Source organism: Cupriavidus lacunae (assembly GCF_003353055.1).
Lineage (GTDB): Bacteria > Pseudomonadota > Gammaproteobacteria > Burkholderiales > Burkholderiaceae > Cupriavidus > Cupriavidus lacunae.
Genome location: NZ_QKWJ01000004.1, coordinates 148,707 through 169,601, shown reverse-complemented (window position 1 = coordinate 169,601; position 20,895 = coordinate 148,707). Strand labels below are relative to the sequence as shown.

Here is a 20,895-nt window from a genome sequence, read left to right as displayed (position 1 = left end):
GACGCACGTGGCAAATCGCGTGCGGGAACCGTTCAGGAGACACAGCCCCCCATGCCCCCGCCAATTGAGTTGTCAGGCACCGACCACACCGCTGACGCCCCGCCTCCCTCCCCTGCCGGCACTGCGCATGAGCCGATCCCGATCGACCCGGGCTGGCCGCTGGTGGGCAACCTGCTGCAGATCAAACCCGGCGCGGTCGGCCAGCACCTGCTGGCGCGCAGCCGCCACCATGACGGGATCTTCGAGCTGAATTTTGCCGGGCGGCGGGTACCGTTCGTGACGTCGGTGGCACTTGCCAGTGAGGTGTGCGATGCCACGCGTTTCCGCAAGTACATCGGCCCGCCGCTGTCGTACCTGCGCGGCATGGCCGGCGACGGCCTGTTCACCGCGCACTCCGACGAGGCCAACTGGGGCAAGGCGCACCGCATCCTGATGCCCGCGTTCAGCCAGCGCGCGATGAAGGGCTACTTCGACGTCATGCTGCGCGTGGCCAACCGGCTGGTCGACAAATGGCACCGGCAGGGTCCGGATGCGGATATCGCCGTGGCGGACGACATGACGCGGCTGACGCTCGATACAATCGCGCTGTCCGGCTTCGGCTATGACTTTGAGTCGTTCGCCAGCGCGGACCTGCACCCCTTTATCGAAGCCATGGTCGGCGCGCTGGAAGAGGCGATGTCCAGGCTGACGCGCTTTGCCCTGCAGGACCGCTTCATGCATGCGGCACACCGCAAGTTCGACGAGGACACCCGCTTCATGCGCGACCTGGTCGATGACGTGATCCGGCGGCGGCGCGCGGGCAGCGCAGAGCACAGAGGCCGCACGACGAACGACCTGCTTGGCCTGATGCTGGAAGCGCGGGACCCGGACACCGACCAGCGGCTGGACGACGAGAACATCCGCAACCAGGTGATCACCTTTCTGATTGCCGGCCACGAAACCACCAGCGGGCTGCTCACCTTCGCGCTGTATGAGTTGCTGCGCAACCCGGGGGTGATGGCGCAGGCATACGCCGAGGTGGATGCCGTGTTGCCCGGCGACGCGGCACCGGTCTACGCGGACCTGGCGCGGCTGCCCGTGCTGGACCGCGTACTGAAGGAAACGCTGCGCCTGTGGCCCACGGCGCCGGCCTTTGCCGTGGCGCCGTTTGAAGATACGCTGCTGGGCGGCCGCTACCTGATCCGCAAGGACCGGCGCATGTCGGTCGTGCTGACGGCGCTGCACCGGGACCCCAAGGTGTGGGCCGACCCGGAGCGCTTCGACATCGACCGCTTCCTGCCGGAGCGGGAAGCGCAGTTGCCGCGCCATGCCTACATGCCCTTCGGCAATGGAGAGCGCGCATGTATCGGCCGCCAGTTTGCGCTGACCGAAGCCAAGCTGGCGCTCGCGCTGATGCTGCGCAATTTCCAGTTCACCGACGCGCACGACTACCAGTTCCGCATCAAGGAAACGCTGACGATCAAGCCGGACGGGCTCACCGTGCGCGCCCGCCGGCGGCGGCCGCATGAGCGGATCGCCGCGGCGCCGGCTACGGCGACCACGCAAGCAGTGCAAGCGGGCCCGGAGGTGCTGGGCGGCGGCAGGCCGCTTGCCGTGTTGTGCGGATCCAGCCTGGGCACCGCGCGCGAGCTGGCTGAGCAGGTGCATGCCGGCGCGGTGGCAGCGGGCTTTGATGCGACGCTGCGCGACCTCGACGAGGTGGCCGATGCGCTGCCGGCGACCGGCCTGGCCGTCATCATCGCCGCCACCTACAACGGGCGCGCGCCGGACTCCGCGCGGCGCTTCGAAGAACTGCTCGATAGCGGCACCGCAAGCGGCTACCGGGCGCAAGGGTTGCGCGTGGCCGTGTTGGGCTGCGGCAACTCGCAGTGGCCGACCTACCAGGCTTTCCCGCGCCGGGTCTATGAATTCTTCACCCAGGCCGGCGCCACGCCGCTGTTGCCGCGCGGCGAGGCCGATGGCAACGGCGACTTCGACCAGGCCGCGGAGCGCTGGCTGGCGCTGCTCTGGCAGGCATTGCAGGCCGGCGACGGCGCGGGCGGACCGGCCCACGGCACGCCGTCCGTACGCGTGCAGGTGAAAGACGTCGCCGAGATCCGCGCGTCCACGCTGCCGGCCAACACCCAGGGCTTCACGGTGCTGGCGAACACCGAGCTGGTGAACGATCCAACCGGCCTGTGGGACTTCGCGCTCGAGGCGCCCCGGACATCCACGCGCGACATCCGGCTCAGGTTGCCCGAAGGCGTGCGCTACGCCACGGGCGACCACCTGGCCGTCTATCCGCAGAACCAGCCCGAAATCGTCACCGCCCTGTGCGAGCGGCTCGACATCGACCCGGACGCGATCGTCACGCTCTCTGCACCCGGCGGGACCGCGCGCGGCCTGCCGCTGGGCGAGGCGCTGTCCGTGCGCCAGCTGCTGACGCATTTCATTGAGCTGCAGGACGTGGTGTCGCGACAGACCTTGCGCCTGCTGTTGCAGCATTCACGCTGCCCGGTGACACGGCAGGCGCTGCAGCAACTGGCCTCGGACGAGGCCGAGACCGGGTACGCCGCACAGGTGGCATCGCGCCGGCTCGGGCTGGCCGACGTGCTGGACCGCTTCCCCGCCATCGAGCTGGATCTGGCGGGCCTGCTGGCCTGCTCCGTGCCGATGCGGCCGCGCTTCTATTCCATTGCCTCGTCGCCGCTGGTCTCTCCCGACGTGGCGACCATCACCGTCGGCACGGTCTGGTCACCGGCGCTGTCGGGCCGTGGACTTTTCCGCGGCGTGGCTTCCACCTGGCTGCGAGGCCTGGCGCCCGGCGCCATGGTGGCGGGCACCATCCGTACACCCAACCCCGCCTTCGCGCCCGCGGCCGACCCGGCCACGCCCATGATCCTGATCGGCCCCGGCACGGGCATTGCGCCGTTCCGCGGTTTCCTTGAGGAACGGGCAGCACAACAGGCGGCCGGACAGGCCGTGGCCCCGGTGCAGCTGTATTACGGTTGCCGCCACCCCTCGCACGACTGGCTGTACCGCGACGACGTGGAACGCTGGCGCGCACAGGGCATGGCGCAGGTGCACCTGGCCTGTTCGGTTGTGGATGGCGAACCGCGCTACGTGCAGGACCTGCTGTGGCAGCGCCGGGCCGATGTCTGGGCCAGGCTGAACGAAGGCGCGATCGTCTACGTGTGCGGCGACGGCCGCCACATGGCGCCCGCGGTCAGGCGGGTCCTGCTGCAGATCGGCGCGGAGCAAGGGGGCATGACCCCGGAGGCGGCATCGGACTGGCTGGCGGAGCTGGTCAGCACGGGACGATACCGGCAGGATGTCTTCAACTGACGGCAGGCACCCGGACCGGCCGGGTCGCACTGCCGCCGGTCCGGCACTAGCCCTGGAATGGCTTGCCCATCGGCTTGAGACGGATGCCGGGTGCAAGCCTGGTCCAGGGCAGGTCCGCCGGATCGGCCGTCATCGGGCCGGGCGCCTTGGCCACCAGCACGGCATGCGCGATGCCCTGGAAATCGGCGCGGAAGTGCACGGAGCTCTTGTTGACGAGAATCTTCATCGCCTCGGGCTCCACCCCGCCCACGCGGAACAGGTTGCGATCCAGCATCTGGGCCTTGCCGGCACTGACGACCACCAGGACGGCATCGATACGCAACAGCGCGACGGGCCCGACGTCGGCCAGCATGCCATTCATCATCGGCCCGCCGTAGCGGCACACGCCATCGGACAGCTTCAGCACCTCAAAGCGCCCCCGCAGCGGCTCGTCGCCGGGCACGCCGGCTACGCCGCCGAGGGCAACGTCGATGGTGGCACCCACCCCGGCGCGGTGCGCTTGCTCCGCCACGGCCGGGTCCCAGATCAGCCCGATGGCCGCGTGCCGCGCGCCGTGGCGCAGCAATGCGCGCAGCATGCCGGTAGTGTTCGAATCGCCGCCGGCGCCGGGGTTGTCCTGCGTGTCGGCAATGACCACCGGGCGCGTCGCGCCCTCGGCCAGCCGCATAGCCTCAAGCACGGCTTCGTCGGGCGAGAGGAACGGGACCTCCCAGGCCGGCTCGTCCGCCAGCATCCTGTCGTACAACGCCTGCACCGCCGCATCGACCGCGCCGGCATCTTCTCCGTACCCCCAGATCACCGGCCCGCATTCCGGGAAGTCGGCCGCCGGAAAGCCCGGCGCGAACGAGAGCGACACCACGGCGCCGTTTTCCCTCTGCGCCAACAGCGTATACATGGCGCGGGCAGGCTCCAGCATCGTGCACATGCCGTTGATCGGGATCAGGAAAGGCAGCCGGCGCACCGCGTGATGCAGCGGCCCCCTGCCCGCCAGCAAGCGCTGCAGCAATGCCGCGGCCCGCTCGCCGGTCTCGGCCATGTCCACGTGCGGATAAGTGCGATAGGCCACCAGCGCGTCGGCGGCATCGAGCATGGCCTGCGTGACGTTGGCGTGCAGGTCGAGCGACGCGACCACCGGCACCGCCGGCCCCACCGCGGCACGGATGCGCGCAAGCAAGGTGCCCTCGCCGTCGTCGGTATGCTCGGCCACCATCGCGCCATGCAGGTCCAGGTAGACCGCATCGAAGCCGCCGGCGCGCGCAGCCTCGACGATCTCGCCGGCAATCCGCTCGAACGCGTCCTCGGTCACGTGCGCGGACGGGCTGGCGCCGGCCCAGATTACCGGCAGCAGCGCCCAGCCGCGCCGTTCGGCGGCGGCAATAAAGCCGCCGGCGGGAATATTGACGTCGCGCAGCGACAGCACCTCGGCGCCGCGCGCCATCGCCGGGAAGCCCTCGCCGCGCTCGAAGCTGGCATAGGTGGCCTTTGACGGCGCAAAGGTATTGGTCTCGTGCTGGAAACCGGCGATCAAAATCCGTGTTGCCAAGGTTCTCTCCGTGAATTGAATGGCTCGCCTCAGGCCGGCGAGACCGCGCCCTGAGGCGAAGGCATCCGGTTGGCCACCAGTACCGCCGCGCCGGCCACCAGCAGCGCCACCATCACCAGCAGGCCGGCCTGCATGCTGCCGGTGGCCGTGCGCACGGTGCCGATGATGGTCGGGCTCAGGAAGCCGCCGATCAGGCCAATCGTATTGATCAGCGCGATGCCACCCGCGGCGGCATCGCCCTTCAGGTACTGCGACGGAATCGCCCAGAACACCGTATAGGCGGCCCACATCATCGCCGTGGCAATGGTCATGCAGAGCAAGGACACCGGCAGATTCCCGCTGGACATGGTGGCCCCGGCCAGCGCCACGGCGCCGACGAAGGCGGGCACCGCGCTATGCCAGCGGCGCTCGCCGCTGCGATCCGAGCTGCGGCCGATCACGATCATGGCAATCGCCGCCGCAATGTAGGGGATCATCGAATACAGGCCGATCTGCATGGTGTCCGTGACACCATCCGCCTTCAGGATAGACGGCAGCCAGAAGCTGACCGCATAGATGCCGCAGATCATGGTGAAATAGGCAAAGGCCAGCAGGTAGACGCGCGGATCACGCGCCACCTGGCCGAAGGATTGATGCCCGCCGGCCGGCGCATGCAGTTCTGCCGCCAGCATGCGCTTTTCTTCGTCGCTGAGCCACTTCGCCTGCGCGGGCCGGTCGGACAGCACGCGCAGCGCCAGGGCACCAAGCAGCACGCAAGGCAGCCCTTCGACCAGGAACATCCATTGCCAGCCCGCCAGGCCATGCGCGCCGGACAGGCCCGTCATCAGCCACGTGGACAGCGGCGAGCCAAAGATGCCGCCGATGGGCCCGGCCAGCATCACCACCGCCATCACGCGAGCCATGCGCTGCTGCCCGTACCAATAGGTCAGGTAGAAGATCATGCCGGGGGCAAAACCGGCCTCGAAGACGCCGAGCAGGAAGCGCAGCACATAGAACGTGGTCTCGTCCCGCACGAACATCATGCCTGCCGAGGTCAGGCCCCAAAGCACCAGGATGCGGCTGATGGTCTTGCGTGCCCCAATCCGTGGCAGCAACAGGTTGCTCGGGATCTCGAACAGCACGTAGCCCAGGAAGAAGATGCCGGCGCCAAGCCCGTACACCGCATCGGAAAGGCCCAGGTCGCTCTGCATCTGCAGCTTGGCAAAGCCGATATTGACGCGATCCAGGTAGGCAAAGGTGTAGCAGAGCAGCAGGAACGGCAACAGGCGCCAGTTCAGCTTGCGGTACAGCGCCTGCAGCGCGGCGCTGCCGGACTCCGTCGTGGTGCGTGGAGGCAGGGTTGCGGACATGTCGATCTCTCCCGTGGTCGGCTCTTGTGGACGCGATGTCTGTCTGTGGCAGGCGTTGATCGTCTGGCATATGAAAAAACAGAGCAAGAGCAACTTAAGTCGGCTATCGTTGCCCAATTGGCAACACTACGGCAAGTGAGATCCGATATGCGGGAACTGAACCAGCGCAGGCTGCGCTATTTCCATGAGGTACTGACCCATGGTTCCATCCGCGGCGCGGCCGACAGCATCAACACCTCGCCATCGGTGATCACGCGCCAGATTCGCCTGCTGGAAGAGGAAGTCGGCGCGCCGCTGTTCGACCGCAATGCGCGCGGGGTGCAGCCGACCGAGGCCGCACTGCACCTGCTCGAGTACTGGCGCGGCTGCCGTGCCCAGCAGGAGCTCTTCGAAGACCGCCTGCAGGCCTTGCGCGGCTTGCAGCACGGCCAGGTGCGCATCGCCACCAGCGAGGGCTATGTCGACGGATTGATGGATGAGGTGCTGACGGACTTCTGTGCGCGCTATCCCAGGCTTGACGTGACGGTCGATATCCTGCCGGTCAACAACGTCCTGCAGGAGGTGGCGGAAAGCCGCGCCCATATCGGCCTGGCCTACAACCCGCCTTCGCATGCGGATATCGCCTGGGTGGCCACGTCATCGCAGCCGGTGGTGCTGCTCGTGCATGCCGGGCATCCGCTGGCACGCCGCGGCGGCAAGGTCGACGTGCAAGAACTGGGGGACTATCCGCTGGCGATGATGCCGCCGGCCTTCGGGCTCGGGCAGGTGGTGCAGATGCTGGCCTATACGGAGAACATCCAGATCCGCCCGACGCTGACCACGAATTCGCTGGCCGTGCTGCGCCACTTCGTGAAACGCCATGACGGCATCACGCTGATCGGAGGGTTCGCGGCCTATCGTGAATTGCAATCGGGCGAACTGGTGACATTGCCGATCGCCCACCCGCTGTTCGAGGCCGCCAAGGCGCGCCTGCTGGTGAAGGCAGGCCGGCCGATGGGCGTGGCAGCCAATACGCTGCTGGACTGCATCCTGCGCGACATGTCGATGTTCGCGGCCGCCCGCCCGCGCAGACGAAAACAGAAGGCCTAGTCACACCTTCCTGACAAACTCCGACTTCAGGCTCATGGCGCCAAAGCCATCGATCTTGCAATCGATATCGTGGTCACTGTCGACCAGGCGGATATTCTTCACCTTGGTACCCATCTTGACCACGCCGGCCGAGCCTTTCAGCTTCAGGTCCTTGATGACGGTGACGGTGTCGCCGTCCTGCAGCGCATTGCCGGCTGCGTCGCGATAGACCCTGGCCTCTGCCTCGGCCGGCGCAGAGGCTTGCGCCGACCATTCGTGCGCGCATTCCGGGCAGATATAGAGCCCCCCGTCTTCATAGGTGAACTCGGAATGACATTTCGGGCAGGGAGGGAGTGCGCTCATGGTTCAGGAGATCTGGCAAAGGCCGTGAAAGAGCGGAAGTATACTGCCCTCCCCGTTCCGGCTACTCCGGCACGAAGTGAATCGACCGCAGCAGTTCCGCCTGGCGCTCGTAGGCGGCCCGCGCATCCTTGGACAGCGCCTCGCTGCTGAGCGGTTGCCCGGTGTCCATGCCCATGTTTGTCATGTGCTCGCGGTAGCCGGGTTGCTGCACGATGGCCAGCGTGGCGCTGCGGATCTTCTCCTGCACCGCCGCCGGCACGTCCGGCGGCAGCCACACGCCCATCCAGCCAGGCTCCGTCATCGCCGGGTAGCCGACTTCGGCGAAGGTCGGCACATCCGGCAGCGCGGGAATGCGCTTCGGGTAAGCCACGGCATAGGCCTTGAGCTTGCCGGTCTTGATCAGCGGCAACGACGTGGCCAGGCTGTCGAACATCAGCGGCACGTGGCCGCCCATCACGTCCTGCAGCGCGGGCGGCGATCCCTTGTAGCCGACATGGGTCATGTTCGTGCCCGCCAGGCGGTTGAACTGGACGCCAATGGTCTGCCCGCGCATGCCGGCGGCATACGAGGCATAGTCGATCTGCCCGGGCTTGCTCTTGATGTAGGCAAGCAGCTCGGTGAAGTTCTTGGCCGGCAGCTTCGGGTTGCCCACCAGCACCAGGCCGGTGCGGGCCACCTGGACAATGGGTTTCAGGTCCTTGAAGGGATCGAACGAGACCTTCAGCGCCAGCGGCGTTTCGGAGACGATGCCGCCCTGGATCAGCAGCAGCGTATGCCCGTCGTGGGGTGCGGAAAGCAGTGTGCTGACCGCGATCGCCCCGGCGCCGCCCGGTTTCTGCTCAACAATCACCGGCTTGCCCAGCGACTGCGTCAGCCCCTCGGCCAGCAGGCGCCCGAGGATATCGGCGGTGCCGCCGGCGGGGCCACCGACCACGATCCTGACCACCTTGTTCGGCCACGCCTGGGCATGGGCGGTCGACGGGAACGCTGCCGGCAGCGCCACCGACAGCGCAAGGCCGAGCATGCATGACAGCGACGCCCTGCGGCGCGCCGATGGTTTTGCTTGATTCATTGTTGTCTCCGAATGTGTGAGGGTTGTTCCGGGCGGCAGCCGACTTCGTCGTGAGCCGGTGACTTGCCGCCCTTGCCCTTCTGCTGGTGAATCGTCAGTGCCAACCGCCCGGGTCAGGCGGCCTTGCGCAGGAAGCCTTGGTTGCCGCCATTGCGGTTCGGCGCGAAGCCGTTGGCCGCCAGCGTCTCCTCGACCGTGTCGTAGAACACGCCGATCTTCTGGATGTCGCGCGCTTCCTGGGCCGTTGCCACTTTGCGGCCGAATTCGCCCGCGATGCGCACCAGTTGCTCAACCTGCTTCACCGTGCTCATCTTGGCCGTGCGCGACTGGTTCCAGAGGCAGTCCTCGGTCCCGCACCGCACATGCAGACCCAGGGCAATCCCCATCATGTTGACCGGCAACACGTTGCGCACCGAGCTTTCGACGGTCAGCACCGCGCCATCCGGGACGGCACGAACGATGTTGGAGAGGTTGAAGACGCTGGGCGCATCCATGCCGCCGCTGATGGCCACCCAGTTCATGACCAGCGGGCCCTTGTACACGCCCCGCCGGATCAGCCGCTCCACGGATTCGAAGCTGTTGATGTTGTAGCACTGGAACGCACTCTGGATGCCGGCGGCGGAAAGGCGGCGGATGTGCTCTTCGACCCAGCCAGGCTGGGCGGGAACCGTCATTTCCTTGTACGCGTTGAAGATCGCGGGGTTCTCACGCGAGGTGCCCTTGAAATCCGCGAGTTCCGCATGCTCCGTCACGTTCATCTGCGACGTGTTCACCGTGACGGTCACCTGGTCCGGAACGGGGTCGAGTTCGGCCAGCATGTGGCGGGTGTCGTCGGACAGCCACTTGGCGGCATCCCCCTCGCTTTCCGGCGCGAAACTGATCGATCCGCCCACCTGGATGATCATCTCCGGCACGGCCTTGCGCACCCCGGCGATCAGCTCGTTGAACTTGGACAGACGCTTCGAGCCCTTGCCGTCGAGTTCGCGCACATGCAGGTGCAGCACCGTCGCGCCGGCGTTGTAGCAGTCCACGGCCTTCTGGATCTGGTCTTCCATCGTCACGGGGATGTCCTCCGGGAAATCGGAGGGCAGCCAGCCCGGTGCGTAGGGTGCTGCGGTGATGATCAACGGCTGCTGGTTTTCAGGGAACAAGGACCCATCGAGGTAGTTCACGGCATGTCTCCATTTGTAAAGGTACGTGGCCTGGGGGGCGGCTGGCGCGCCTCAGAACGGCTTGTCGCCGATGATGGCCGCGCGCTCCATCTTGCGCGGGGCCGGCCAGTAGTCTTGCACCGCATAGTGCTGGGTGCAGCGGTTGTCCCAGATGGCCACGCTGTTGGGCTCCCAGCGGAAGCGCACCTGGTATTCGGGGATCGCCGCCTGGCTGATCAGGTAGTTCAGCAGATGGCTGGCGCCCGGGGTCTTGTCCTGTCCATAGCGCACGTTCTCGGGCGTGTGGAAGTTGACAAAGTGCGTGGAGAAGCCGCAGACGTAGAGCACCTTTTCGCCGGTTTCCGGATGCGTGCGCACCACCGGGTGCTCGACCGCGGGGTACTGCGCGGCCAGCTTGGCGCGGTTTTCCGGGCTCATTGCCGCGCCGAACGAATGCTCGATGCCGTGCTTGGCGCGCAGGCCGGCGATACGCTGCTTGACTTCCTCGGGCAGGTGCTCGTAGGCCGCCGCCATGTTCACCCAGATGGTGTCGCCACCGACCGGCGGGGACTCGATGCAACGCAGCACGCAGCCCATGGGCGGGCATTCACGCCAGCTGCCGTCGGTGTGGTAGCTGTTCTCGTAGTTCTCGCGCTTGTCGCTGCGATAGATCTGGACCAGGCCGGGATGGTCGGGATCGCTGCCGGCCACGGGATGGTCTTCCAGTTCGCCGAAGCGGCTCGCGAACGCCACGTGGTCGGCGCGCGAGATTTCCTGGTCGCGCAGGAACAGCACCTTGTGTTCGAGCAGCAGCGACTTCATCTCGGCAAACAGCGCGTCGCCGCGCGCGGCATCGGCCAGGCTGACGCCCCTGACTTCGGCGCCGATGCTGCAGGTAAGAGGTTGGACTCGCATGGTGAAGCTCCTTTACAGCACGAAGATCGAAGACCCGGTGGTCTTGCGTGACTCCAGGTCCCGGTGGGCCTGGACGGCATCTTGCAGCGCATAGCGCTGGTTGATTTCGATGCGGATGCGGCCCGCGGCAACGTGGCCGAACACCTCGGCGGCCAGTTCGGCCTTCTCGGCGGGGTCCGCAATGTAGTCGGCCAGGGCCGGACGGGTCAGGTAGACCGAGCCCTTCCTCGCCAGCAGCTGCGGATCAAACGGCGGGATGGTGCCGGAGGCCGTGCCGACGCAGACCATCAGCCCGCGCCGCTTCAGCGAATCCAGCGAGGCCATGAAGGTGTTCTTGCCCACGCTGTCGAAGACCACGGACACGCCCGCGCCATCGGTCAGCTCGCGCACCCGCTTTGCCACGTCCTCATGGCTGTAGTTGATGATGTGGTCGCAGCCATGGGCACGCGCCAGCTCTGCCTTGGCCTCGGTCGAGACCGTCCCGATCACCGTCAGGCCAAGCAGCCTGGCCCACTGCGACACGATCAGCCCGACCCCGCCGGCGGCCGCGTGCAGCAGGATCGCCTCGCCACCCTGGAACGGGTAGATGCGCCGCATCAGGTAAGCAGAGGTCAGGCCGCGCATGGTCATCGCCGCGGCGGTCTCGAAGCTGATCGCTTCGGGCAGGCGGATCAGCGGTGCGGCAGGCACCAGGCGCGCGGTGCTGTAGGCGCCCAGCGTGTTGGTAAAGCCGGTATATGTGACGCGATCGCCCTCCGCGACATGGGTCACGCCGGGCCCGACCGCCTGCACCACGCCGGCGGCCTCCACGCCCATGCCGCTGGGCAGCGGCACCGGGTAGGTTCCGTTGCGGAAGTAAGTGTCGGCATAGTTCAGCCCCACGGCGACGTGGCGGATCCGCACCTCGCCCGGGCCGGGGTCGCCTACCTCGGCGTCCTCATAGCGGAGGACTTCAGGCCCTCCGGTTTCGTACATGCGAATGACTTTTGCCAAGGCTGTCTCCTGATTGTCGTGTCATGCCCGCGCCGCTATCATTGGCGCGACGGGAACGATTGTCAGACAGCCATGGCGCAGCGCCCTTGACCCACCGCGCCAGGAATTGACATTTGACGACGGACCCGACCGACGCCCCCCCACTCTCGCGGCAGCCTTATGACCGTCCTTGTTCGCAGCGCTTCCCTGACCAAATACCTGGCGATTGCCCGGGGTGCGGGCCTGGATCCGGTGCGCATGGTTGCCCAGGCAGGCCTGGACCAGGCCTGCCTGTACACCCCGGACCTGCGCATCCCGGAAGCGCGCCTGGCCGACGTGCTGGAGGCATCGGCACGGGTGACCGCCTGCCATTCGCTTGGCCTGATGGTGGGGGAGTCGTGGCGCCTGTCCGACTTCGGCCCGGTCAGCCTGCTGCTGCAACACCAGCCCACGCTGCGCCACGCGCTGGCGGAGATCGAGCGCTATCGCCACTGGCTCAGCGACTCCGTTTCGATCCTGGTGACTGAGTATCCCGAGATCGCGGTGCTGCATGTGACGTTGCAGACAGGCCGCCATCAGCCCGGCAGGCAGGCCATGGAACTGACCGTGGCCGCCTTGTACAGCCTGATCCGCGCCATCCTGGGCGTGTCGTGGAAGCCGCACAGCGTGCACTTCGCCCATGCGGCGCCGGCCGACCTGCAGATCCACCGGCGCCTGTTCGGGCAACACCTTGAGTTCGGTTCGGAATTCGACGGGCTGGTGCTCGCCAGCGGCGACCTGGATCGCATCAATCCCCTGGCCGATGCCAGCCTGGCCGGGTATGCCAGGGGATTCCTCGACCTGCAGCCGGGGGCCGGCAAGCCTTCGATCGCGGCCGACGTCCGGCGCAGCCTGCACCAGCTGTTGCCGCGCGGCCGCGGCGCAGTCGAGCAGGTCGCGCAAAGCCTTGGCGTCAGTCCGCGCACGCTGCAGCGCCAGCTGGAACAGGATGGCGATACCTTCTCGGCGCTGGTCAATGAAGTGCGCCGCGAGCTTGCGCAACGCTACCTGCAGGACCCGCAGCGGCCGCTCACCCAGGTCGCCACGCTGCTGGGGTTTTCGGAATCCAGCGCATTCTCGCGCTGGTTCGCGGCACAGTTCGGCAAGTCGCCGACGCGCTGGCGCCAGGACGGCGCCTGAGACGGACCGCCTACTTCAGGTACTTCATCGTGGCAACGCCCGTTGCCACCAGCAGCTCCCCGTCCAGCCACACCTCCGCGCGCGAAAAGAAGATCGAACGCCCGCGGCGCTCGACCATGCCTTTTGCCGTCAGCAGCTTGCCGGTCCCGTTGCTCAGGAAGTTCGAGGTCAGCGACAGCGTGACCGCATGGCGCGGGGCCTCGCCCGGCGCCGAGTAAAGGCCCGAGTAGCCGGTGGCGGCGTCGAGCAAGGTGCAGATCGTGCCGCCATGCACCACCCGGCTGCGGTTGAGCATATTGGGCGCGAGCGGCAGTTCAAGTTCTACATAGTCGTCGTGCCACTGGGTGATCCTGACACCGATGCTTTCCAGTGCCGGGTTATCCAGACAGTATTCCTCACCTTCGCCTTCAGGCTTCACCGCTTCCATTGCTTGGTTTCCATTTCACTCGTCATTGCCCGCATGCCGGCATCGCGCGTGTGCGAACCGGAAGCATCATTTCTGCGCGATTTACTGCATTTCGTAAATCTGTATTTCGCAAACCAGACCTTTTGCGCGCATGAATCCCCGCCCTGCCGGAGCGCTTGCGGCTTTGACTCAGGTTTGAGAACGACCTAGGCTAAGTAGGCTTCCGGTGCACTCGGCCATCAGGGCGCCAAGTGATGCACCGGCGATGTCGCGACGTCCAGCAGAAGCAGGAGGGCTTACCATGAATATGCGGCCAGATCCGACGTTTCACGCCTCGCCGGAACTTGCGATCGGCGCACCAGCGGAATCCTTTGCCTATACGGTGCTGCTCAGCCCCGACGCCTCGCAGCCAGACGCGCTCGCGGTGATCGACGCCAAGCCCGGCTCGCCCACCTACAGCCAGGTCGTGCATACCGTGCCGATGACCAACAAGGGCGACGAGTTGCATCACTTCGGCTGGAATGCGTGCTCGTCGTCGCTGTCGCCGCTGACCGGCCATGCCTTCCTCGAACGGCGCTACCTGATCATCCCGGGCATGCGGTCTTCACGCCTGTATATCATCGACACCAAGCCGCATCCGACCCAGGCACGCATCCACAAGATCATCGAGCCGGACGAGATCTTCCGCAAGACCGGCTACTCCCGGCCCCATACCGTGCATTGCGGCCCGGAAGGCATCTATGTCAGCACGCTCGGCGGCAGCGGCCCCGATGGCACCGACGGCACGCCCGGCATCTTCATCATGGACTGCGAGACCTTCGACGTGCTGGGCCGCTGGGAGATCGACCGCGGCGAGCAGGAGAAGCACTACGACTTCTGGTGGAACCTGCCGCGCGACTATATGGTGTCCAGCGAATGGGCGCTGCCCCCGCAGTTCGAGAACGGGCTGGTGCCCGAGGACCTGCTGGGCAACCGCTACGGGCACAAGCTGCATTTCTGGGACCTGCGGGCGCGGCGCAACGTGCAGACCATCGACCTGGGTGCCAACCACCAGATGGCGCTGGAAGTCAGACCTGCGCATGACCCGATCCGCGAATACGGCTTCGTCGGCGTGGTGGTCGACACCACCAACCTGGAAGGCTCGATCTGGACCTGGTGGCGCGAAGGCGGCAAGTTCCACGCCGAGAAAACCGCAACCATCCCGCCCGAACCCGCCGACGCAAGCCTGCTGCCGCCGCTGCTGCAGGGCTTCGGCGCCGTACCGCCGCTGGTGACCGATATCGATCTGTCCCTCGACGACAAGTTCCTCTACGTATCCTGCTGGGGCACCGGCGAGATGCGGCAGTACGACGTAAGCGATCCGCGCAACCTGAAGCTGGCCGGCTCGGTCCACATCGGCGGCATCGTCCGCCGCACGCCGCATCCCAACGGCAAACCCTTCACCGGCGGCCCGCAGATGGTCGAGATCAGCCGCGACGGCAAGCGCGTCTACTGGACCAACTCGCTCTACTCCACCTGGGACAACCAGTTCTACCCCGACGGCATCCCCGGCACGCAGGTCATGGCGCATGCCGGACCGGACGGCGGGCTGACGCTGGCCGATGACTACTGGGTCGAGTTTGCGCAAGGCTACCGCGCCCACCAGATCCGGCTGGAAGGCGGCGACTGCTCGACCGATTCGTTTTGCTATCCCTCGGTCAAGGCCTGACCGGTCACGCCTGGGAGCAGATCGGCCTCTGGTCGGCAGTGCTGGCCAGTGGCCTCTATCACGGCATCAACCCGGCCATGGGGTGGCCGCTGGCGGTATCGAACGGGTTGCTGGCGCATAGCGGCCGCGCCCTCGTTGCCGCGCTGGGCTATCTGGCTGTCGGACACGCGCTTGCGGTACTGGCGGTGACGCTGCCCTTCGGCATGCTGGCTGCCCTGGTCGCCTGGCAGGCGCAGATCCGCATCGGCGCCAGCGTGCTGCTGATCGGCTGCGGCATCGCGCTGCTGCTCAGGCGAGGCCACCCGCGCGCACTGGTGCGCATCGCGCCATCGCGGCTCGCGCTGTGGTCGTTCGCGGTGGCAATTGCGCATGGTGCCGGACTGATGCTGGTGCCGATCTATCTCGGGCTCTGCCGTGTCGAGACAGAACCAGGACACTATGCGGCCGCCGCGCTCGCCAGCGCCAATCTGGGCATGGCGCTGGTCGTTGCCATCATCCACACGCTGGCCATGTTCGCCGTGGGCGGCGGCATGGCGTGGCTGGTCTACCGCTACCTGGGGCTGAAGTTCGTGTCGCGCAGCTGGTTCAACCTGGAGGCGGTCTGGGCGGGCAGCCTCATCCTGGTGGGGATGCTGGCGCTGGGTCTTGAACACGCCGGATAGACGATGCCGTCATGACCAGCAACATCACCGCTGAAATCGCCGCCGGCACGGCTACCGCCAGAAACAGTGTGGCATGGGACCAGCCCAGGCCGATCAGCTGGCCGCCCACGACCGGCCCGACGATCGAGCCCACGCGCCCCACGCCCAGGCTCCAGCCCACGCCGGTAGACCGCAGCGTGGTGGGATAGTAGGTGGCCGCCAGCGCATTGACCGCAGGCTGGCCGCCTATGATGCAAAGCCCCGTCAGCGCGACCACGACAAACAGCAGCGCCAGCGGCAATCCCGGCTGGCCGATGGTGGCAATCGTCACTGCGGCCAGCAGGAATGCCGGCACCAGCACCTTGCCGAAGCCGATGCGGTCGATGACCGGCCCCATCGCCAGCGTGCCGACCACGCCCCCGGCCTGCAGCGTGGTGCCGACCAGCACCGCAGTCGAGGTCCCCAGGCCGGCACTCTTGACGATGGTGGGCAGCCAGTTCGACAGGAAGTACAGGTTGAGCAGGTTCATGAAGTTGACCCCCCACAGCAGCAGCGTGGTGCGGGCCCGGCCGACGCGGAACAGCTCCAGCACGGAGCCGGCGCGCTTGCCGGTCTCGGGCACGATGTAGCGGGAGGCCGGCGTCACCGGCAGCGCGGGGGCGATGCGGCGCAGCGACTCCGCGACGCGGTGCAGGCAGATGCCCCGCAGCACCTGGAACTGCATTGATTCCGGAATCCACACGAACATCAGCAGCGCCAGCACCAACGGCGCAAGGCCGCCGGCAATGAACACGGAGCGCCATCCCCACAGCGGGATCAGCGCAGCCGACAAGATCCCGCCCAGCACCGCGCCGACCGTAAAGCCACACGACACCAGCATCATCAGCGTCACCCGCTTGCGCCGGGGGCTGAATTCGCCCGCCAGGGCCATGGCGTTGGGCATGATCGCCCCCAGGCCCAGGCCTGTGACAAAGCGCAGCACCAGCAGCTGCGTCAGCGTCGTCACCTGCGCCGTTGCCAGCATGCACAGCGCAAAGGCCAGCGTCGCCCAGATCAGCACCGGACGACGCCCCACCTTGTCGGCAACCACGCTCAGAGTCAGCGACCCCACCAACATGCCCAGCAGGCCGGCGCCGAACACGGGCCCAAGCGCGACCTTGTCGATGCCCCATTCCTGGATGATGGCCGGCGCGACAAAGCCCATGGCCTGCACGTCGAAACCATCCACCACGACGGTCAGCCCGACCAGCGCCAGCACCCAGGCCTGGAAACGGCTGACGGGGCTGGCGTCGATGACCGCCGCGATATCAATGGGGGTCTGGGGCTCGCAACTATACGCATGCGGCTTGTCCATGGTGAAGTCTCCTGTCTGTTCCGGGGGGGCGATTGACGCACCTGAGTGGCCGGGAGTCATTGCACCGGCTTGTGCCTGCTGTTGCCCGGTCCTGACTCCTTGGTTGCGTCCGTCGTGAGCGCAACTCTAGGACTGGCGGCCGCCGGGATGAAGGCGGCGGGCGGAAATTCATTTATGCCGCTGCGGCACAAATCGTCTGGACGGAGGCCGGACACCCGCGCACAATGCCGCCTGGGACCGAGCGCCGGGAAGCAAGGTGCGACCCGCTCCCCCGCCAAACCCCGAGCAGCATGAGCGAACCGATTGCCGGCAACCTGAGCACCGTGGAAATGTTCTGCGCCGCCGCCAGGGCCAATGGCTTTACCGCGGCGGCCACCGCGCTGGGCACCACGCCCTCGGCCATCAGCAAGGCGGTACGGCGCCTGGAAGACCGGCTGGGCGTCAAGCTGTTCGAGCGCACCACGCGCGCCATCCGCCTGACTGACGACGGGTTGGCCTACTACCGGACCTGCAGCCTGGCGCTGGAGAGCATCCAGGAGATCGAACGCTCACTGACCGGGCACAAGCTGCCGCGCGGCGAGCTGCGGGTCAGCGTGCCGCACAGCTACGGCATCAAGCGCCTGATCCCGCTGATCCCCCGCTACGTCGAGCGCTACCACGGCCAGGTCAGGGTGGCGGTCTCGCTCAGCAATTCGCTTGCGGATTTCGTGGCTGAGGATTTCGATATGGCGATCCGCATCGGCGAGGTCACCGATTCACGCCTGGTCTGCCGACCGCTGCACGAGGCCGGGCTGAGGGTGGTGGCCTCGCCGGCCTACCTGCGCCGGCGTGGGATTCCAGCCACCCCGGAGGACTTGGGCGGGCACGAATGCCTGGGCCTGGTATTGCCCGACAGCGGCCGCGTGATGCCCTGGTCGCTGGCCGCTACGGCGGGAGAACTCAGGATCCGGCCGCGCATGCGCTTTGATCACCCGCTCGGCACGCTGACGGCCGCGCTCAGCGACGCGGGCCTGGCCCAGCTGCTGGATTTCACGGTGGAGGAGGACCTTCGCAGCGGGCGCCTGGTGGAGGTGCTTGCCGGGTTCCGGCCGGCTTCGCAGCCCGTGTCGGCGGTCTGGCCGGGCAACCGCCATCTGTCCGCGAAGGTGCGCACCTTCCTCGATTTCCTGATCGAGGCCAGCGAAGGCTAGCGCCACCGCGCTGGCGGGTCAACCGGCCAGGCGTGCCGCCAGCCGTCCCCGCGTGATCGCCGCGATCTGGGCCAGCGCCTCGTCCAGTTCCTGCTGCGTGCTTCGGCCGATGCGGCGCTCGAACGCGGCGAAGATGCCTTCGCGGGTGTAGTGACGCACGCAGATGATGAACGGGAAGCCATGGCGCGCCTGGTAGTCCGAGTTGAGCTGGTCCAGCGCGGCCTCCTGCTGCGCCGACATCGCATCCAGGCCGGCGCTCTTCTGCTCGGCATTGGAGTCGGCCGTCATCGTGCCCGCGCGGATATTGCGTGCCGAGAGCTGCGGGTGCAGATTCAGGAAATCGCGCTGGCGCGGCTCGTCAAGCTTGCGCACCACGTCCATCATGGCGCCGTGCAGCGCCGTTGCCGATGCGAACGGCCGCTGCGCCCACGCGCCTTCGGCGGCCTGCGGAAAGTGTTCGAACACGCTGCCGAAGGCGTCGGCAAAAGCCGCTTCGTCCAGGGCGTTGACCGACGCCAGGTCGAGTGGTTGAGACATGGATGCTTCTCCCGTAGGGATCCCGCGCATGGGGAATCGTTGGATACGGGGCCGAGTATAGGAACGGCCCGCCGCAGCGGCGAGAGCCCGCGCCCTATAGATCGCATAACAGAAACCGATACCGCGCCGATGCCACCAGGGAAGTGATCAATACGGGTTTCGAATGGGGTTATGAACGGCTTTGGCCTCGGCGCCCTCACTCCAGAGGCGACGGAACGGTCGGCATGTTGCTCAACCAGTCCTGCCGGCCCCACGCCAGGCTGCGCCACCAGGGTGTCACATCTTCTGCGCGCGCCGGCTCCACAGGCTGCCCCAGGCAAGGCATCACCAAACGGCCGTGCGGCACATGCATCAGCAGCACTTCTGCCGGTTCGTCCCAGGCATGTGTGGCCAGGTCGAACGTGCCCCAGTGGATGGGGAGCAGGCGGCCGCTGCCAATGGCCGCCCAGGCCTTGAGCGCGTTCTCCGGGCCAAGATGCACCCTACCCCACGAAGGATGGAAGGCTCCGACCTCCATCATCACCAGGTCGAACGGACCGAGGCGTTGCCCGATGTCCGCGAACGCGTCCGAGAGGCCCGAATCTCCGCTGAAGAAGACGCTGCAGCGGTTGCTACGCAACGCAAATGAAGACCAGAGCGTCGAGTTTCCGTCTCCCAGCCCACGGCCGGAGAAGTGGTGTGCGGGGGCCGCCGTGATGGTCAGGCCGTCAACCACCTCAGTCGCCTCCCACCAATCGAGCTCCGTGATGCGCTCATGCGGCACACCCCAGGCCTCCAGATGCAGCCCGACGCCAAGCGACGTCACGAACTTCGCGCCCTGCGCCGCGAGTGCCAATACGCTCGCGCGGTCCAAGTGGTCGTAGTGGTCGTGTGAGATGAGCACGACATCCACGGGAGGCAATGCGGCAATGTCGACCGGCACCGGCTGAAACCGCTTCGGTCCCACGAAGGTGAAAGGCGACGCCCTCTGCGCCCACACAGGGTCGGTCAGCACACGAAGACCGTCCATCTCCAGCAACACCGTGGAGTGCCCCAGCCACGTAGCGCGTAGTCCAGTATCAGCTGCCCGTGCCCAGACAGGACGAGGGTCCCACATGGGAAGCGGCCGGTCCGGCCGGCGGCCCTTTCCCGCCAACAGGAGCTCCGCCAGGGTTACGACCATGGACGGCGCCGGGACCGCCGCGATGGCGGTCGACGCATAGGTATTCACGAAGGCGCCATCGCGATACTGCAACGACGCCTCGATGCGCTCGAGCCTCAGCCCCTCAGCGGGTCGGGAAGGAATGGTCATGGAATCTCACTGAACGTTGAAGGGGCCGAAGGCCCTTGCTGGCGCTGATTAGTACCGGGCTGCGTCGCTTGCCGGCGCGCCCCACCAGGCCGGCTGGGACTGGCCGTTCACCGTCGTGCTGTGGTGAACACTTGCGAACGAGGCACCTGAGTCACCCTCCGGATGGCAACCCTGACATTCTGACGTCGGATGTCAGTATGACATTTTCCGACAGGATGTCAATGACGATTTGACATTTTCCATTCCAATGTCAGAATCGCATCATGCTCACTGACAAACAACTCCAGGTCATCCAGGCCGCTTACGGCGTGTTCTTCCGGTATGGCTTTGCCCGCACGACGATGGGGGACCTCGCGAAGGCTGCCGGGATGTCGCGCCCGGCGCTGTACCTCGTCTACTGCGGAAAGGAAGAGGTTTTCCAGGCGGTCGTGGCGTGGATGGGCGACAACCTGCTCGAGACCATCCAGTCGACGTTGAAGGAGGACTGGCCCTTGGAGCGCAAGCTGATGCATGTTTTGGAGTTGTGCATTGCCAGGCCCTACGAACAGGTCAGGGCCAACCCCGATGCACAGGATTTGCTTGCCCTGGACAGCCACATGCCGGCTTTGGAGCAGGCGTACGGCAGTCTGCAGACCTACCTGGCCGACCTGCTCAAAGACGCGGTCAACGAGTCGGGGCTGAAGGTCGCGGCCATCGATGTCGCTCGCACGCTGATGTCTGCGATGCGAGGGTTCAAGCTTGTCGCGGTGGACGGCAAGGACCTGAGGCGACTGATTGCTATGCAGGTGACCCTCACGACTGCTGCACTGGGTCAGCAGGGGGCGTAAGTTAT

General features: G+C 66.7%; 18 protein-coding genes. 7 read left to right on the top strand and 11 right to left on the bottom strand.

The genetic code is table 11. From position 1 onward, the window contains the following. Nucleotides 1-51: 51 nt before the first annotated feature. On the top strand, nt 52-3,324 hold the full coding sequence (locus DN412_RS05695) for a bifunctional cytochrome P450/NADPH--P450 reductase (protein WP_115013614.1): 3,273 nt from the start codon (nt 52-54) through the stop codon (nt 3,322-3,324). Between the two features lie 46 nt (nt 3,325-3,370). Here DN412_RS05695 and DN412_RS05690 read toward each other — a convergent pair whose 3' ends face one another. Further along, complete coding sequence (locus DN412_RS05690; protein ID WP_115013613.1) at nt 3,371-4,867, bottom strand: M81 family metallopeptidase; 1,497 nt, start codon at nt 4,865-4,867, stop codon at nt 3,371-3,373. Between the two features lie 29 nt (nt 4,868-4,896). Continuing rightward, nucleotides 4,897-6,216, bottom strand: coding sequence for an MFS transporter (locus tag DN412_RS05685; RefSeq protein ID WP_115013612.1), 1,320 nt, complete (start codon nt 6,214-6,216; stop codon nt 4,897-4,899). Between the two features lie 147 nt (nt 6,217-6,363). On the opposite strand from DN412_RS05685, the gene DN412_RS05680 reads away from it, so the two are divergent. After that, a complete protein-coding gene (locus DN412_RS05680; protein WP_115013611.1) occupies nt 6,364-7,305 on the top strand; it encodes a LysR family transcriptional regulator in 942 nt (313 codons plus the stop codon). On the opposite strand, the gene DN412_RS05675 is transcribed toward DN412_RS05680, so the two are convergent. The 5 genes from DN412_RS05675 to DN412_RS05655 form a co-directional block, all read right to left on the bottom strand. After that, nucleotides 7,306-7,647 (bottom strand): zinc ribbon domain-containing protein YjdM, encoded by a 342-nt coding sequence (locus DN412_RS05675; protein ID WP_115013610.1) that lies wholly within the window; start codon nt 7,645-7,647, stop codon nt 7,306-7,308. Between the two features lie 61 nt (nt 7,648-7,708). Further along, a complete protein-coding gene (locus tag DN412_RS05670; protein WP_115013609.1) occupies nt 7,709-8,719 on the bottom strand; it encodes a Bug family tripartite tricarboxylate transporter substrate binding protein in 1,011 nt (336 codons plus the stop codon). A 113-nt stretch (nt 8,720-8,832) separates the two neighbouring features. Further along, nucleotides 8,833-9,891, bottom strand: a complete 1,059-nt coding sequence (locus DN412_RS05665; protein WP_115013608.1) for a beta-keto acid cleavage family enzyme — start codon at nt 9,889-9,891, stop codon at nt 8,833-8,835. A gap of 51 nt (nt 9,892-9,942) precedes the next feature. Continuing rightward, nucleotides 9,943-10,785, bottom strand: coding sequence for a TauD/TfdA dioxygenase family protein (locus DN412_RS05660; protein WP_115013607.1), 843 nt, complete (start codon nt 10,783-10,785; stop codon nt 9,943-9,945). 12 nt (nt 10,786-10,797) lie between these two features. After that, nucleotides 10,798-11,778 carry a quinone oxidoreductase family protein gene (locus DN412_RS05655; RefSeq protein ID WP_115013606.1) on the bottom strand — a complete coding sequence of 327 codons (981 nt, stop codon included), beginning with the start codon at nt 11,776-11,778 and terminating at the stop codon, nt 10,798-10,800. A gap of 159 nt (nt 11,779-11,937) precedes the next feature. On the opposite strand from DN412_RS05655, the gene DN412_RS05650 reads away from it, so the two are divergent. Beyond that, complete coding sequence (locus DN412_RS05650) at nt 11,938-12,936, top strand: AraC family transcriptional regulator (RefSeq protein WP_115013605.1); 999 nt, start codon at nt 11,938-11,940, stop codon at nt 12,934-12,936. Nucleotides 12,937-12,946: 10 nt separating this feature from the next. Here DN412_RS05650 and DN412_RS05645 read toward each other — a convergent pair whose 3' ends face one another. Then, on the bottom strand, nt 12,947-13,363 hold the full coding sequence (locus tag DN412_RS05645) for a PaaI family thioesterase (RefSeq protein ID WP_115013604.1): 417 nt from the start codon (nt 13,361-13,363) through the stop codon (nt 12,947-12,949). 280 nt (nt 13,364-13,643) lie between these two features. Between DN412_RS05645 and DN412_RS05640 the strand changes: the two genes are divergently transcribed. Together DN412_RS05640 and DN412_RS05635 are read left to right on the top strand one after the other, a co-directional pair. Continuing rightward, nucleotides 13,644-15,050 (top strand): selenium-binding protein SBP56-related protein, encoded by a 1,407-nt coding sequence (locus tag DN412_RS05640; protein WP_115013603.1) that lies wholly within the window; start codon nt 13,644-13,646, stop codon nt 15,048-15,050. Next, the gene (locus DN412_RS05635; RefSeq protein ID WP_425267400.1) at nt 15,026-15,712 is read left to right on the top strand and encodes a hypothetical protein; all 687 of its coding nucleotides are present in this window, start codon (nt 15,026-15,028) and stop codon (nt 15,710-15,712) included. Before DN412_RS05640 ends, DN412_RS05635 begins: the two co-directional genes overlap by 25 nt. Here DN412_RS05635 and DN412_RS05630 read toward each other — a convergent pair. Then, nucleotides 15,666-17,045 (bottom strand): MFS transporter, encoded by a 1,380-nt coding sequence (locus DN412_RS05630; RefSeq protein ID WP_115013602.1) that lies wholly within the window; start codon nt 17,043-17,045, stop codon nt 15,666-15,668. The genes DN412_RS05635 and DN412_RS05630 overlap by 47 nt on opposite strands. Nucleotides 17,046-17,335: 290 nt before the next feature. On the opposite strand from DN412_RS05630, the gene DN412_RS05625 reads away from it, so the two are divergent. Beyond that, nucleotides 17,336-18,235, top strand: coding sequence for a LysR family transcriptional regulator (locus DN412_RS05625; RefSeq protein ID WP_115013601.1), 900 nt, complete (start codon nt 17,336-17,338; stop codon nt 18,233-18,235). 18 nt (nt 18,236-18,253) lie between these two features. Here the strand turns inward: DN412_RS05625 and uraD are convergent, their stop codons facing one another. After that, a complete protein-coding gene (gene uraD / locus DN412_RS05620; protein WP_115013600.1) occupies nt 18,254-18,772 on the bottom strand; it encodes a 2-oxo-4-hydroxy-4-carboxy-5-ureidoimidazoline decarboxylase in 519 nt (172 codons plus the stop codon). 196 nt (nt 18,773-18,968) lie between these two features. After that, nucleotides 18,969-20,063 carry an MBL fold metallo-hydrolase gene (locus tag DN412_RS05615; RefSeq protein ID WP_115013599.1) on the bottom strand — a complete coding sequence of 365 codons (1,095 nt, stop codon included), beginning with the start codon at nt 20,061-20,063 and terminating at the stop codon, nt 18,969-18,971. A 263-nt stretch (nt 20,064-20,326) separates the two neighbouring features. Between DN412_RS05615 and DN412_RS05610 the strand changes: the two genes are divergently transcribed. Further along, on the top strand, nt 20,327-20,890 hold the full coding sequence (locus DN412_RS05610; protein WP_115013598.1) for a TetR/AcrR family transcriptional regulator: 564 nt from the start codon (nt 20,327-20,329) through the stop codon (nt 20,888-20,890). Nucleotides 20,891-20,895: the final 5 nt, after the last annotated feature.

What these genes read in the sequence shown, in the direction of transcription:
- DN412_RS05650 (WP_115013605.1), top strand. Translation starts at nt 11,938, where the DNA reads ATGACCGTCCTTGTTCGCAGCGCTTCCCTGACCAAATACCTGGCGATT.
- DN412_RS05680 (WP_115013611.1), top strand. Translation starts at nt 6,364, where the DNA reads ATGCGGGAACTGAACCAGCGCAGGCTGCGCTATTTCCATGAGGTACTG.
- DN412_RS05675 (WP_115013610.1), bottom strand. Translation starts at nt 7,647, where the DNA reads ATGAGCGCACTCCCTCCCTGCCCGAAATGTCATTCCGAGTTCACCTAT.
- DN412_RS05645 (WP_115013604.1), bottom strand. Translation starts at nt 13,363, where the DNA reads ATGGAAGCGGTGAAGCCTGAAGGCGAAGGTGAGGAATACTGTCTGGAT.
- DN412_RS05625 (WP_115013601.1), top strand. Translation starts at nt 17,336, where the DNA reads ATGAGCGAACCGATTGCCGGCAACCTGAGCACCGTGGAAATGTTCTGC.
- DN412_RS05630 (WP_115013602.1), bottom strand. Translation starts at nt 17,045, where the DNA reads ATGGACAAGCCGCATGCGTATAGTTGCGAGCCCCAGACCCCCATTGAT.
- uraD (WP_115013600.1), bottom strand. Translation starts at nt 18,772, where the DNA reads ATGTCTCAACCACTCGACCTGGCGTCGGTCAACGCCCTGGACGAAGCG.
- DN412_RS05640 (WP_115013603.1), top strand. Translation starts at nt 13,644, where the DNA reads ATGAATATGCGGCCAGATCCGACGTTTCACGCCTCGCCGGAACTTGCG.
- DN412_RS05610 (WP_115013598.1), top strand. Translation starts at nt 20,327, where the DNA reads ATGCTCACTGACAAACAACTCCAGGTCATCCAGGCCGCTTACGGCGTG.
- DN412_RS05660 (WP_115013607.1), bottom strand. Translation starts at nt 10,785, where the DNA reads ATGCGAGTCCAACCTCTTACCTGCAGCATCGGCGCCGAAGTCAGGGGC.
- DN412_RS05695 (WP_115013614.1), top strand. Translation starts at nt 52, where the DNA reads ATGCCCCCGCCAATTGAGTTGTCAGGCACCGACCACACCGCTGACGCC.
- DN412_RS05615 (WP_115013599.1), bottom strand. Translation starts at nt 20,063, where the DNA reads ATGACCATTCCTTCCCGACCCGCTGAGGGGCTGAGGCTCGAGCGCATC.
- DN412_RS05670 (WP_115013609.1), bottom strand. Translation starts at nt 8,719, where the DNA reads ATGAATCAAGCAAAACCATCGGCGCGCCGCAGGGCGTCGCTGTCATGC.
- DN412_RS05685 (WP_115013612.1), bottom strand. Translation starts at nt 6,216, where the DNA reads ATGTCCGCAACCCTGCCTCCACGCACCACGACGGAGTCCGGCAGCGCC.